The organism is Microbacterium oleivorans (assembly GCF_013389665.1).
Lineage (GTDB): Bacteria > Actinomycetota > Actinomycetes > Actinomycetales > Microbacteriaceae > Microbacterium > Microbacterium oleivorans_C.
Genome location: NZ_CP058316.1, coordinates 2,357,953 through 2,371,819 on the forward strand (window position 1 = coordinate 2,357,953; position 13,867 = coordinate 2,371,819).

Below are 13,867 nucleotides of genomic sequence, written 5' to 3' on the forward strand. Positions count from 1 at the left end.
GGCGGTCCTGCCGAGAATGGTCGCCTGATCGCGAGTGTCCACCGTGGATGCCCCGGTGGAAGGAGACCGTCATGCCGCACTCGAACCAGCGCGGAGTCGCCGTCGTCACAGGAGGAAGCGCGGGGCTCGGCCGCGCCATCGTGCGCGAGCTCGCTCAGCGCGGCTGGGATGTGGCCGTCCTCGCACGCGGACAGGACGGGCTCGACGCCGCCGTGACCGAGATCGAGGCGACCGGCCGCCGCGGGTTGGCCGTGTCGGTCGACGTATCGGATGCCGCAGCGGTGGACCGGGCGGCGCAGGAGGTCGAGAGCAGACTCGGCCCGATCGACCTCTGGGTGAACAACGTCATGTCCGGCGCCATCTCGACCTTCCTCGACACCACGCCCGAGGACTTCGATCGCGCGACGGCCGTCACCTACCTCGGCGCGGTCAACGGCACGCGAGCCGCGCTGACCCGCATGCGCACCCGCGACCGCGGGCACGTCATCCAGATCGGCTCCGCACTCGCGCATCGCGGCATCCCGCTGCAGGCCGCCTACTGCGGCGCGAAGCACGCCATCCACGGGTTCACCGACTCCGTCGTCTCCGAGCTCACGCACGAGGGCAGCAGCATCGCCGTGTCGATCGTCGACATGCCGGCGCTGAACACGACGCAGTTCGGCTGGGTCAAGTCGGACTTCCCGCACCACCCGCAGCCGGTGCCGCCGATCTTCCAGCCCGAGGTGGGTGCCCGCGCGGTGGCCGACGTGGCCGACAAGCCTCGGCGACGCACCTGGGTGGGGGAGTCGACGGTCGGACTCATCCTCGGAACCCGGGTCGCCGGGCGCTTCCTGGACTGGTACCTCGCCAAGAACGCGTGGGAGGGACAGTTCGCCCCCGACTCGACCCCGTCCGGCTCGAAGGCCAACCTCTACGAGCCGGTCCCGGGCGATCACGGTGCCCACGGTGCGTTCGACGACCGCGCCCGGAACGGCAGCATCCAGACCTGGGCGATCCGGCATCGCGCGCCGCTCTACGCCGCCGCGTCGGCCGCGGTGGCCGGAGCGGCAGCAGGGGTGGTCTCGCTCCTCCGCCGCCGCTGAACCAGCCCGTCCTCGGAGCCGGCCATCGGCTCGACCTATGGTCGGCACCGGAAAGCACCCCGTTGTGCGATGGATCGGCCGCGCCGTAGTTTGGCCGGACAGCCGCGCAGGAGGGTGCACCATGGTCGAACCGCACGCCGACGGTGCGTACGCGCTCCGGTGCATCGCGTTGACCCCCGAGATCGTCTTCGGGGATGTCGACGGCAACCTCGACCGCATCGCGCACAGTCTGGACGAGGCCGGTGGCCGCGGGCGGCAGCTCATCGTGGCGACCGAGCTGGCGACGAGCGGCTATGTCTTCACCGACCGTGACGAGGCGGCCGGGCTGGCGATGACCCGCGACGATCCGCGCTGGGACCGGGTGACGCGTCGCCTGGGCGCCGGCACGGTGGCGGTCGTCGGGTTCTGCGAGACCCTCGACGGCGAGCTGTACAACAGCGCCGCCGTCCTCTCGCGAGGCGGCGTGGATGCCGTCTACCGCAAGTCGCACCTGTGGGCCGACGAGAAGAAGGTGTTCCGACCCGGCCCGTCGGCGGGGCTCGTCGTCGACACCGCGATCGGCCGCGTCGGTGTGGCGATCTGCTACGACAACGAGTTCCCCGAGGTGCCCCGGCGGCTCGCGCTCGCCGGCGCCGACGTGCTGGCCCTGCCGGTCAACTGGCCGCTCGTCGCACGGCCCGACGGCGAGCGCGCACCCGAGCTCATCCAGGCGATGGCCGCGGCGCGCTCCTCGCGCCTGCCCACGGTGATCGCCGACCGCACCGGCACCGAACGCGGCGTCGTATGGACCGGCGGCACCGCGGTCATCGACGGGGACGGCTGGATCGTCGCCTCCGGTGACGGCCCGTTCACCGCCGCCGACGTCGCCGTCGCCCCGGGGCACAAGGCGCTGGGCGAGCTGAACGACCTCTTCGCGGACCGCCGCATCGACCTGTACGGCTGAGCGGCTCGGCCCCGCCGCGACCCGCACACCCGAGAACCGCCCGAGACCCTCCCCTCCCGAAAGAGGACCCGCCATGGACGACCCGCGCCTCGAGATCGCCGACACCACGAAGGCAGTGCCCACCACGCGCGGCATCGAGGTGAAATCGATCGACTGGGTGCCGCTCACGGAGCGCAGCGGCAAGCCCGGGAGCCTCTTCTCGCTGTGGTTCATGTCGAACGCGAACCTGACGACGCTGGCCACCGGGATGGTCGGCGTCGCATTGGGGGCGAACCTGCTCACCGCGCTCGCCGCCATCGTGCTCGGAGTGGCGGTGGGCACCGTCTTCACCGCGTTCCACTCCGCTCAGGGACCGCAGCTCGGGCTGCCGCAGATGATCCAGTCGCGTGCGCAGTTCGGCTACCGCGGCGTCGCGCTGATCTGCCTCGTCGTGATCGCGAGCATCGTCGGGTTCAACATCTTCAACCTGCTGCTGGCGGGCGACGTTCTCGCGCAGACGACGGGGACGGACCTGGGCGCCCTGTGGTTCGTGCTGATCGCCGTCCTCGCCATCACCCTCGCGATCATCGGGTACCACTGGATCCACCGCGTGCAGAAGTGGCTCACATGGCTCTTCCTCGCCACCTTCGGCGTTTTCACGGTCATCGCGGTCGTCGCGATCCCCCTGCCGACCGGCGCCCTGGCCGGCGGCGGTGTGGCATGGCCCGCATTCCTCGTGCAGTTCGCCGCCGCGGCCGCCTACGCCCTGGGCTGGGCGCCCTACGTCTCGGACTACTCGCGCTACCTGCCGCCGCAGACGAGCCCGCGCCGCGCGCTCGTCTTCACCGCATCCGGCGTCGTCGTCGGCGCAGGCTGGCTGATGGCGCTGGGTGCCTTCGTGGCCTCGCTCTTCGCCGGAGCCGACCCGGTGGGCGCCATCACCGCTGCCGCCGACGCCATCGCACCCGGGCTCGGCGCCGTGCTGCTGTGGTCGTCGCTGCCCGCCCTCGTCACGGTCATCACCATCAACGTCTACGCCGCCAGCATCGAGCTGATCACCGTCGTCTCGTCCTTCGTCACCGTCCGCCCGACCCGTGCGGTGCGCGTCGCGGCGTGCATCGTCATCGGTTCGGCGGGGCTGCTCGGCGCGCTCCTGGCGACGGGGGAGTTCCTCGACTCCTTCGGAAGCTTCCTGGTCGTGCTCCTGTACGTGCTCGTGCCGTGGACCTCGGTGAACCTCGTCGACTACTACGCCGTCAGGCGCGGCCACTACGCCATCGGCGAGATGTTCGTCCCGGGCGGCATCTACGGGAACTGGGGGTGGCGCGGCCTGATCTCGTACGCGATCGGCATCGTCGCGATGATCCCGTTCGTGGTCACGACCTGGTACGTCGGACCGGTGGCGCACGCGATGGGCGACATCGACATCGCCCTGTTCGTGGGGCTCGTCGCCTCGGCCGTGGCCTACCTGCTCCTCGCGCGCGGGCTCGACCTGCGCGCCGAGCGCGCCGTCGCCGCCGAGCAGGCCGGGGCCGGCGGCGTGCACTCCGTCGCTTTCGGCTCGCGTGATGCCAGGATCGGAGGATGACCGAGATCGCCGCCGCCTCTTCGCACTCCCTGCCGCTCGACACCGACGCCGCCGCCCGGATGTGGGACGCGTATCGGGCGGCGCACCCCGAAGCGACGATCGCCTCGGAGGAGTACACCGTCGAGCACTTCGGTGATTCCGCCCGTCTCGCCGACGAGCTGCTCGAGATCGTCCTGTCGGGTCGAAAGCGTGCCACCGCGGAGCTCGTCGCCGACTTCGTCGCGCACGGCGACCCCGTGCCCCGGATCGGATCGCACTGGATCGCGTGCGACGGCACCGGTGCCCCGCGGATCATCATCCGCACGACCGAGTTGCGCCTCGGCCCCTTCGCGAGCGCCGACGCGGCGTTCGCCGCCGACGAGGGCGAGGATGACGGGTCGTTGGAGAGCTGGCAGCGCGAGCACCGCCGCTACTGGATCCGCGTCGCCGCGGCGCGAGGCGCCGTCTGGTCGGAGGACGACGAGATCGTCTTCGAGCGTTTCTCAGTCGTCTGGCCGCCCGAGCACGCCTCGACGCCTGTCGCGCCGCGCTGACGGACTCGTACGTCGCGGCTCATCCGGCGCGGACGGACCCGAACCACAGTGCGAAGTAGTAGGCGAAGTTGCGGTTGCCGTAGGACGAGCACGGCCCACCCGTGCCCCAGCCCGCCGCGAGCGCGGCGGCATCGGGCTGATAGGGCGTGTAGTTGTAGAGCGCGGCGGTCGCAGCGTTCTCGATGCGCACCTCGGCCCCGCCGCAGTCGCGGTCGGGGTGGAAGGCGATGACGTGGGTGCCGGGCTGGCGCATGAAGCGCGCCGCCCGATACGACGCCAGGTCCGTCGCACCCGCGACGATCTGCGCGCCGACCCCCTCGTACTGCGGGTCGCACGCAGCGGTGTCGGGGCAGCTCGCTCCCATCGCCGCGCGCAGCCGCCCCTCGGAGGGTGCGCGTGCGGCGCGGCCCTCGATGAGCGATTGCTCCTTCTGCAGCATGACCAGGATGACGCGGGCGGAGATGCCGCACGCCTGCTGCACTCGATAGATGATCTCCGACACGGCGAGTTCGCCGCCCTCGAGGGCGCGGCAGACGACCTCGCCGGTGCGCTCCGACACGCGGGCGTCCCGCGAGGAGATCCCCGCCGTCGCGACGTTCAGACACGCGTCGTTCGCGCAGTCGCCGATCCGCTCGTCGAGGAAGTCCTGGATCTGCGCCGTCGAGAGCGCGTCGCGATCGAAGAAGAGGTCGTCGTCGATGAGATTGCCCGGTTCGAGCGCACCGGCGTTCGGAGGGAGCTCCCGCGCCTCATCGCCCAGCGGCGGTGCGGCGTCGGGTGCACCGGAGAGCAGGCCCGCGGCGGTCACCCCGACGGCGACGATGAGGACGACGAGCAGGGTCGGAACGAGCAGCAGTGTGACCGCGATCCCGATGCGACGCCGTCGTCGCTGCCGCATCCGGGATCGCGAGGCCATGCATCGATCGTGACGCACCCGCACACGAGAAAGCTGGGAACGAGCGGATGCCGTAGCGTTGCGGGCGCGGCCGGATCTCGGCCCCCGTCTCTTTCGAGGTGCTGATGACGAACCGAACCGTGATGATCCTGTCCTTCGTCGCCGCGGCGCTGTTCGCGGTCGCGGGGATCTTCTCGCTCGTCGGCGGCTCCGCCGGCACCGGAGCGCTCTACATCGTGGCCGGCGCGCTGTTCGCCGTCGTGGGTCTCATCCGGCTCCGCGGCGGCGGACCCGGTGGTGGTCGCGGCCGTGGCGGCGGCGCTGGGCGCCACTAGCGCATCCGGGCGCGGAACGCGAGCGGGTGCGCGTACGATCTCGCCGACCTAGCGTGGGATCACCGGGATGAAGCGTCCCGGCATCCGGGGACACGTCCCCGGACGCAGATCGACGGAAGGGGCCGCTATGGGACTCGACGACAAGATCAAGAACGCCGCTCAGGACGTTGCCGGCAAGGCTAAGGAAGCCACCGGCAAGGCCACCGACAACGAGCGTCTCGAAGCCGAGGGCCACAAGGACCAGACCGCTGCCAACGTCAAGAAGGCCGGCGAGAACGTCAAGGATGCCTTCAAGTAAAGACGTTCCACAACGCGCGAGCGCCCCGGGTCCCTGCGACCCGGGGCGCTCTGCGGTGCGGCTGCCCGTCGATCCATTCACCTGACTGGAATCACATAGCAGGACGGCGACCGTGGTGCAACCGTTCAGTGATTCGGCGTCACGGGCGCAGTATTCAACCATGTCAGAGCTCCTCGCCCCGCCGTCCGGGGCCGACATGTCGCCGCCGATGAGCGAGCCGGCCGGGACGCAAGAGCTCGCCCGGCTCATGGTCCGGGTGGTCGACGGCGACGAGGCCGCGTTCGCCGCTCTCTACGACGCCACCTCGGCTGCGGCGTTCGGACTGGCGCTGCGGGTCACGAACAGCCACCACCTCGCCGAGGAGGTGCTGCAGGAGGTGTTCCTCCACGTCTGGCAGAACGCGGCGGCCTTCGACGTCGCGCGGGGCAAGGCGAAGTCGTGGATCCTCATGCTCGTGCACCGACGCGCGGTCGACTGCGTGCGATCCGTCCGCGCGGCCACGGCCCGCGACATCGCCGACGGGACGCGCAACGCGGCGTCGCTGGGGTCCGACATGGCCGATGACCTGCACCTGCGACGGGCCATCGAGCAGTTGCGGGTGCACATGACCCAACTCACCGAGGCGCAGCAGCTCGTGATCTCGCTGGCCTACGTCGGCGGCTACAGCCAGGCCGAGATCGCCGACCGGCTCGGGCACCCCCTCGGCACCGTGAAGTCGCGGATGCGCGACGCCCTCACCCGGCTCCGCCGGGCTGCGGCCGCCGCGGCCTGAGCGTCCCGGGGTGCCGGGCCCGTTACCGCACGGCCCCGCATCCGGCAAGCGCGAGAATCCGACGGGAGCCCCCGGGAACACTGGAGCATGGCCTTCATCGGATACCACGCTTCGCACGAACAACTCGCGCCCAGCGCCCTGCTCGAGGCCGTCGTCGCGGCCGAGGAGGTCGGTTTCGACGGTGCCTTCAGCGCCGACCACCTCGCGCCCTGGACGCCGAACCAGGGTCACTCCGGCAACACGATCGCGTGGCTGGGTGCTGCGCTGGCCTCCACGCGATTCTCGATCGGATCGGTCGCCACCCCCGGACAGCTCTACCATCCCGTCGTCAGCGCGCAGGCGATCGCGACGCTGGTGGAGATGTTCCCCGGCCGGTACTTCGCGGCGCTCGGCAGCGGCGAGCTGCTCAACGAACACGTCACCGGCGCCCCGTGGCCGGCCAAGGACGAGCGCACCGCCCGTCTCGGCGAGTGCGTCGAGGTCATGCGCGGCCTGCTCGCCGGCGAGACCGTCACCCACGAGGGACGCGTCCGCGTGCACGAGGCGCGGCTGTGGACCCTGCCCACCGCGCCGGCGAACCTCATGGCCACCGCCGCGTCGCCCGAGACGGCGCGTTGGGCCGCGGACTGGGCGGACGGCCTGGTCACCATGGGGACCCGTCGCGACCAGGTGGCCGAGATCGTCGACGCCTATCTCGACGCCGGCGGGCTCGGTCCCACCTGCCTGCAGGTGCACATCGCACTCGCATCCACCGTCGAGGAGGGGACGGCCCTCGTCCGCGACCAGTGGGCGCACGGCGTCGTGACCCCGCCCGAAGCCTGGGACATCGCCCAGCCCGAGGAGTTCGCCGCTCGCGCCGGCGAGCCCACCGACGCCGAGCTGGCCGAGCACGTCGTCATCGCGGTGGACTCTCCGGAGGGCATCGACGCGCTCGCCGATCGGCTCGCGGATCTCGTCGGCGCCGGCTTCGACCGGCTCTACGTGCACGAGATCTCCCAGGATCAGCGGGCGTTCCTGGGCCACCGTGCCGCGAGCCTGCTCGCCGCCCTCCGACGGCGCCTCGGCAGCCCCGCCGACGCCGGGGGAGGTGGACGATGAGGATCGCCGACACCAGCGACCTGTGGTGGAAGAACGCCGTCGTCTACTGCGTCGACGTCGACAAGTACCTCGACGACGACGGCGACGGTGTGGGCGACCTCACGGGGCTCGCCCGTCGGCTGCCCTATCTCGCCGATCTCGGGGTGACCTGCCTCTGGCTCATGCCGTTCTACTCCACCCCCGGTCGCGACAACGGCTACGACGTCTCGGACTACTACGGCGTCGATGCCCGCCTGGGAACGCACGGCGACGTCGTCGAGCTCATCCGCACGGCAGAGGACCGCGGCATCCGGGTCATCGTCGACCTCGTCATGAACCACACCTCCGACAAGCACCCGTGGTTCGTCTCGGCCCGCCGCAGCCGGACGTCCCCGTATCGCGACTTCTACGTGTGGCGCGACGAGATCCCCGACGACCCGCGCGAGACGCAGTTCCCGGGGGAGGAGGACGGTGTCTGGGAGTGGGACGAGAAGACCGAGCAGTACTTCCTGCACAGCTTCTACTCGCACCAGCCCGACCTCAACGCCGAGAACCCCGCCGTCCGGCGCGAGCTCGCGAAGGTCATGGGTTTCTGGCTGCAGTTGGGCGTGTCGGGGTTCCGCGTCGACGCCGTTCCGTCGTTCGTCTCGTCGCCCGAGCGCCGCGAACCGCAGCGCGATCACGACGTGCTCAAGGCGTTGCGGCGGTTCGCGCAGCGGCGTTCGAGCGATGCGATGCTCGTGGGTGAGGTCAATGTGCCGCACGAGGAGCAGGCCGCCTACTTCGGCGAGGACGGCGACGGCGAGCTGCACATGCAGTTCGACTTCGCGAGCAACCAGGCGCTGTACCTCTCCCTCGCCCGCGAGGACCCGGCGCCCCTGCGCGCATCGCTCGAGAGCCGCCCGCCGATCGCGACGATCTCGCAGTGGGCCAATTTCGTGCGCAACCACGACGAGCTGACCCTGGATCAGTTGAGCGAGGACGAGCGTGCGGAGGTGTTCGATGCGTTCGCGCCGGAGGAGTCGATGCGCGTGTTCGGCCGCGGCATCCGCCGTCGACTGCCCCCGATGCTCGGCGGCGATCCGCGCCGCGTGCGGCTGGTCTACAGCCTGCTCTTCTCGCTGCCCGGGACCCCCGTGCTGCTCTACGGCGAGGAGATCGGGATGGGCGAGAACCTCGACATCGACGAACGCGACGCCGTGCGCGTGCCGATGCAGTGGCGCCCCGAGGGCGGCTTCTCGACGGCGCCGCCGTCGAAGCATCCGCTTCCCGCACCCACGGGGGCGTACGGCCCGGCCCACGTGAACGTCCAGGACCAGCTGCTGGCCGGCGACTCGCTGTTCGCGTTCGTACGGGGCCTCGCGCGCTCGTACCGGCAGTCGCCGGAGATCGGGTGGGGCGAGCTGGAGATCACGCCCGTGAGCGCGCCGTCCGTGCTCGGACATGCGGTGAGCACCGACGAGAGCCGGTTCGTGGCGCTGCACAACTTCGCCGGTGAGCCGGTGCGCTTCGAGGTCGAGCTCGGCGAGGAGCCCCCCGGCACCGAGCTGGTGTGCCTGGCCTCGGGCGAGAGCTGGCCGGTCACCGGCGGCACGGTGACGATGGCGCTCGACGGCTACGGCGCCCGCCGCATGCGCGTGTGCCGCCCCGGCGACGGCCGCCTGCGCTGACGCCGGAGCCGCGGTGGTAGCATCGCGCCGACCTCAGGCGTACCCGACGCCCGAGTCGGTTCGGGGGGACGTCCTTCACGCCATGACGATCTGGTGGAACGCCGTCACCGGCGGCGCCTTCTTCACGCGCTGGAGCGCGGCGTTGTCGCTGCTGGTCGCCGGCGTGTTCTCGGTGCCCTCGATCGGGGGGACCGGCCTCGAGTCCTACCTGCGCGGCGCGCTGGTCGCCACGCTCGGGTGGGTCCCGCTGGCCGTGCTGGTGCTGCCCGCCGTCCTCGCCGAGAGACGCCTGCGCGCGCGTCCCGCACGCGCCGTCGTGGTGCTCGGATCTCTCGCGCTCGCGGCGATCGCGCGCTCGGGGATCAACGATGCGATCAGCGCCCTGCTGTTCGACATCGTGCCGCATGGGTCCGCGCTCGCGCGCGTCGCGACCAACCTCGTCACGGCGTTCGCGCTCCTGTCGATCGTCGCCATGATCACCTCCCGGCATGCCGCGGCCCGCGCGGCCGCCGAGCGCCTCCGGGCGGCGCGCGAGCGCGTCGAGGTCGCCGGCGCGGCCCGCGACGCCTTCGCCCGCGCCTCCGATCGCGAACTGCGTCGCGCCGGCGCCCGGCTGCGGGCCTCCCGCGAGCGGATGCTGGCGGGAACGGTCGACTTCGACGGCGTCCGGGCGTTCGCCGACGAGGTCCGCGACGTCAGCCACGGCCTCGACCGCCGGCTGCGTGCCGAACCGGATGCCGCGTCGGTGCCGCCCGGCCCGCCGGTGCCCGTCGAGTCGCCACCGCTCTCGCACCGGCTCGTCCCGACGCCGTGGCTCGTCACCGGACCCCTCTATGCCATCGCGTGTCTCCCGTTCGCGGTCGCCGCGGGCGGGATCGGCGTCGCCCTCGGCGGGATCCTCGCCGGGATCGCCGTCGACCTCGCCGCCGGAGTCGCCACCCGTCGCTGGGCCCGCCCGCCCGGGCGGGGCGCGACCTTCGCGCTCGTCTGGCTCGCGGCGGGCATCGCCATGGCGGGCGCGACCTACGTCCTCCTTCCGGGCATCGGGACGCTCGGGCTGGTGCCCGTGCCGGCGGTGCCCGTCGTCGCGGTGCTCGTGAGCCTCTGCCGTGATGCGCTGGCGCGGGCGCACGCCGACGAACGGGCCGCAGCCGCCGGCCTCGCCGAGGTCGCCCGGCAGGCGGCGCTCGCCGACCGGCGGCTCCACGAGCCGTTGCGACGCGCCATCGAGGCGCTGCACGGGCGCGCCCAGGGCGCCTGCGTGGTCTTCGGCGCGATCGTCGACGAACACGACCCCGCGCCCGACGATCTCGCGCGCTTCCGCGCTCGCACCGATGCCGCGTTCGACGAGCTGACCTCCCCGGTCCTCGCGCCGGCCGTGAGCGGCCGCGCCGCCCTCGAGCACCTCCTGGAGGTCTGGCGTCCCGTGATCCGCGTCGAGAGCCGCGTCTCCGCCGCCGCGACGGCCATGCTCGACACCCACGCCGCCGCCGACGGGATCGCATCCGTCGTCAACGAGGCGCTGGTCAACGCGGTCAAGCACTCCGGCGCCCGCCGCGCTGCGATCGACCTCGACCGCACGCCCGCCGGCGACCTGCGTCTGCGCGTCGCCGCCCCGGGTCGGCTCGCCGCCGTGAGCCGGCGGGGCCTGGGGACCGCCGCGGCACGGGTCTACCAGGACGGCGGCGACGTCGTGCTCGAGGCGGTCGTCGCCGTCGCCTCGCTCAGCCCGCGGGCGGCAACCGCAGGGTGACGGTCGTTCCGACCCCCGGGGCGCTCGCGATGGACGCGTCGCCCCCCAGCCGATGCAGGAGGTCGCGGACACTGGCCAGACCGACGCCGGTGCCGCCGTCGCCGGGGTCGGAGAGTCTGCCGCGGTGGTAGGGCTCGAAGATCGACGGCACGTCGGCCGGGTCGATGCCCCGTCCCGTGTCGGCGACCGTCACCACCGTCGCGTCGGTCTGCTCGGCGACGGTGACGACGATGACGTCCTCGCTGTACTTCGCCGCGTTGTCGATGACGTTGGCGACGGCCCGGCGCAGCATCGCCCGGTCGGTGGTCAGGTTCGCGCGGCCGGCGCCGCGTATGCGGACGCGGTCGTTGACATCCCCCGGCAGCACGAGCTCGGCCGCCTCGTGAACGAGGGGGAGGATGTCGGTCTCGGCGCTCTCGTCACCGGGGGCGCCCCGCGCATGGGCGGCGAGCTCGCCCGCCATCGCGATGAGGTGGTCGGCGACCCGCGACACGTGCTGGACGAGCCCCGCCTGCGCCGCGGGGACCTCGTCCTCGAGCAGGTCGACGTAGCCGCGCAGCGCCGTGATCGGCGAGATCAGGTCGTGCGCGAACGCGCGGAGGAAGTCGTCCTTCTCGTCGTCGAGCCGTTTGGCGTCGGTCAGATCGCGAACGATCTTCACGAAACCGGTGATCACACCCTCGCCGTCGCGTACCGCCGTGATCAGCACGTGCGCCCAGAAGAGCGAACCGTCCGAGCGCACGCGCCATCCGGTGTCCTCCACCGAGCCCTCGTCGCGTGCGGTCGACAGCAGCCTCTCGGGCCAGCCGCGGTCGCGATCGTCGGGCCGGTAGAACCGCGAGAACGACGTGCCCACGATGTCTGCGGCGGCGTAGCCCTTGAGTCGCTCGGCGCCGGGATTCCACGAACGCACGAGCCCGACGGCATCCAGGCGGACGATCGCCACCGACGAGACCTGAGCCGCCCAGTCGACCGCCTCTTCCGTCTCGCCCGCCTCCGAGCGAGGGGTCGCTGCGGGCCGGAGCACAACCATCGTCGTCACCTCGAACTCTGCCGAGGGATCGGTCTCAGCGTCGAGGCTATTTTTCCGAAGCGGACGATCTCGCGTCGCCGCTTGACATCGCCCCGATCGGCACGCGATCCGCGGGCGCCCCCGCGTCGGTCGGAGGCAGGAGGATCGTCATCGCCGTGCCGCCCGAGGCCGACGGACCCACGCGGACGCGGCCGCCGTGAGCGACGACGGCATCGCGCACGACGGACAGACCGATCCCGAACCCCTGGATCGCGTGCTCCCGCGCGAACGCGGTCCGGTAGAACGGGTCGAAGACGCGAGCGCGCTCGGCGGGGGTGAGTCCCGGACCGCTGTCGCTGACGACGATGTGGACGCCGCCGTCGTCGACGTGCTGGCCGATGACCACGGCCGACGACGGCGGACTGAACTTGACGGCGTTGATCAGGAGCTCCTCGAGCGACTGGCGGATGCGCACCGGGTCGAGCACGACCCGGTGCTCCGTCGCGCCGATCTGCTGGATGGAGCTGCCCCGGTGCTCAGCCCGGGGCGACACGGCCCGCACCGCCGAGGCGATGAGGTCGCTGAGAGTCACCGGGCGCGGCGACACGGGACTGTCGGAGGATGCCGCAGAGAGCAGCTCGTTCATGCGGTCGGTCAGCACGAGCACGTTGCGCTCGACCATGCCGAGATAGCGGCCCGCCGTCGGATCGGACGCCTGCAGGTGCTCGGTCAGCAGATCCAGATAGCCGGTGACGCTCGTGAGGGGGGTGCGCAGCTCGTGCGAGACGGTGCGGAGGAAGTCCTGCCGCAGCTGCGCCGCGTCGGCCATATCGGTCACGTCGTGGGCGACGAGCAGGGTGCCCAGCAGGGTGCCGTCCGCGCGGCGCACCCGGTCGGAGTCGACGGTGATGGCGCGTTGCAGGTTCGGCGGGCCGATCCATTCCATCGCGTCGCTCACGCTCTCGCCCCGCAGCGCACGGGGGATGAGCTGGGCGTCGGGCGGCACCGGGGTGCGACGGTCGGCGGCCAGGACGGCATCGCCGGCGAACGGCGGCTCCTCGAGGCGAAGGCCCATCGCCTGCGACATCTGCTCGGCGGTCCGGTTCGCGAGGACCAGCCGCTCGGCGTCGTCGTAGAGCACTACGGCGCTGCGCACCGTGTCGAGCACGGTGCGCAGCACCAGCGCGTTGTCCCGCGCCTGGGCGAGCGCACGCGCGCGGGCCTCGTGGGATTCGCGCAGCCGGCGGCCGCTGCGGCGCAGGTGCTGCGCGGCGATGTTGACGACCACGGCGATCGCGAGGATGAGGGCGGGGAGGGTGACGACGTTGATCCACTCGACCGGAGCGCTCGGCCAGGCGCCACGGATCACGAACGGCAGCGAGGTCATGAACGCCGCGCCCCCGACCGCGGCGAGGAAGGCGATGGTGGGGAAGCCGTAGGCGATCCAGAGGATGGGGAAGATGGCGAGCATGCTGACCGCCGGCAGCACCGATATCGCCTCCGTGCGCAGCAGCGCGACCGCGACGATGTCGGCGATGGCGATCAGCAGCAGCCACGAGGGCGAGAAGAGCTCCCACGGGACCACCGCCGCGGCCCCCGTCGCCACGATGATGAGCACCACCGCGCTCACCACCAGGGGGGACGACATCGTCGCGGGCGCTCCGAACGCGAGGGCGGCGAGTACGAAGAGGGCGCCGATCGCGAACGGCAACTGCGCACGGGTGAACACGCGCACGCGGCCGCGGCGCGAGCGGGCGAGTTCGAACAGCGGCATCCGGGTCCTCTCCGGTTCGATCGGACATCCGAGATCGAAGAGCGACCCGGGGGGAGGAGGCGCGGCTTTGATAACGGCAGTCGATAGCGTACGCTGTATCTTTGGTGCCTGTGCCCGCTGGCCCGGCACCGACGAACGTGAGCCCTCCACTGGCGT

General features: G+C 71.9%; 13 protein-coding genes. 10 read left to right on the top strand and 3 right to left on the bottom strand.

Features of this window, described 5'->3' with window-relative positions:
- Positions 1–71: 71 nt before the first annotated feature.
- The 4 genes from HW566_RS11235 (at position 72) to HW566_RS11250 (ending at position 4,125) form a co-directional block, all read left to right on the top strand.
- Positions 72–1,082, top strand: a complete 1,011-nt coding sequence (locus HW566_RS11235) for an SDR family oxidoreductase (RefSeq protein WP_178012931.1) — start codon at positions 72–74, stop codon at positions 1,080–1,082.
- A gap of 121 nt (positions 1,083–1,203) precedes the next feature.
- Positions 1,204–2,025, top strand: coding sequence for a nitrilase-related carbon-nitrogen hydrolase (locus HW566_RS11240; protein ID WP_178012933.1), 822 nt, complete (start codon positions 1,204–1,206; stop codon positions 2,023–2,025).
- A 73-nt stretch (positions 2,026–2,098) separates the two neighbouring features.
- Positions 2,099–3,592, top strand: a complete 1,494-nt coding sequence (locus HW566_RS11245; protein ID WP_178012934.1) for a purine-cytosine permease family protein — start codon at positions 2,099–2,101, stop codon at positions 3,590–3,592.
- Entirely contained in the window at positions 3,589–4,125 is a 537-nt protein-coding gene (locus HW566_RS11250) for an ASCH domain-containing protein (protein ID WP_178012936.1), read from the top strand. The genes HW566_RS11245 and HW566_RS11250 overlap by 4 nt, the downstream gene beginning before the upstream one ends.
- Positions 4,126–4,144: 19 nt before the next feature.
- Here HW566_RS11250 and HW566_RS11255 read toward each other — a convergent pair whose 3' ends face one another.
- Entirely contained in the window at positions 4,145–5,041 is an 897-nt protein-coding gene (locus tag HW566_RS11255; protein ID WP_178012938.1) for a hemagglutinin, read from the bottom strand.
- Between the two features lie 104 nt (positions 5,042–5,145).
- Between HW566_RS11255 and HW566_RS11260 the strand changes: the two genes are divergently transcribed.
- From HW566_RS11260 to HW566_RS11285, 6 genes are all read left to right on the top strand, one after another.
- Positions 5,146–5,355: a hypothetical protein gene (locus HW566_RS11260; RefSeq protein ID WP_178012940.1), complete on the top strand. Its 210-nt coding sequence runs from the start codon at positions 5,146–5,148 to the stop codon at positions 5,353–5,355.
- A gap of 127 nt (positions 5,356–5,482) precedes the next feature.
- A complete protein-coding gene (locus HW566_RS11265) occupies positions 5,483–5,653 on the top strand; it encodes a CsbD family protein (RefSeq protein ID WP_094260399.1) in 171 nt (56 codons plus the stop codon).
- A gap of 160 nt (positions 5,654–5,813) precedes the next feature.
- Entirely contained in the window at positions 5,814–6,425 is a 612-nt protein-coding gene (locus tag HW566_RS11270; protein WP_256728681.1) for a sigma-70 family RNA polymerase sigma factor, read from the top strand.
- 87 nt (positions 6,426–6,512) lie between these two features.
- On the top strand, positions 6,513–7,523 hold the full coding sequence (locus tag HW566_RS11275) for an LLM class flavin-dependent oxidoreductase (RefSeq protein WP_178012942.1): 1,011 nt from the start codon (positions 6,513–6,515) through the stop codon (positions 7,521–7,523).
- Positions 7,520–9,172 carry an alpha-amylase family protein gene (locus HW566_RS11280; RefSeq protein ID WP_178012944.1) on the top strand — a complete coding sequence of 551 codons (1,653 nt, stop codon included), beginning with the start codon at positions 7,520–7,522 and terminating at the stop codon, positions 9,170–9,172. The genes HW566_RS11275 and HW566_RS11280 overlap by 4 nt, the downstream gene beginning before the upstream one ends.
- 82 nt (positions 9,173–9,254) lie before the next feature.
- Complete coding sequence (locus HW566_RS11285; protein ID WP_178012946.1) at positions 9,255–10,925, top strand: ATPase; 1,671 nt, start codon at positions 9,255–9,257, stop codon at positions 10,923–10,925.
- On the opposite strand, the gene HW566_RS11290 is transcribed toward HW566_RS11285, so the two are convergent.
- The gene (locus HW566_RS11290) at positions 10,897–11,958 is read right to left on the bottom strand and encodes a PAS domain-containing sensor histidine kinase (protein ID WP_178014897.1); all 1,062 of its coding nucleotides are present in this window, start codon (positions 11,956–11,958) and stop codon (positions 10,897–10,899) included. The genes HW566_RS11285 and HW566_RS11290 overlap by 29 nt on opposite strands.
- Before the next feature lie 46 nt (positions 11,959–12,004).
- Complete coding sequence (locus tag HW566_RS11295) at positions 12,005–13,711, bottom strand: sensor histidine kinase (RefSeq protein WP_178012948.1); 1,707 nt, start codon at positions 13,709–13,711, stop codon at positions 12,005–12,007.
- Between the last annotated feature and the right edge of the window lie 156 nt (positions 13,712–13,867).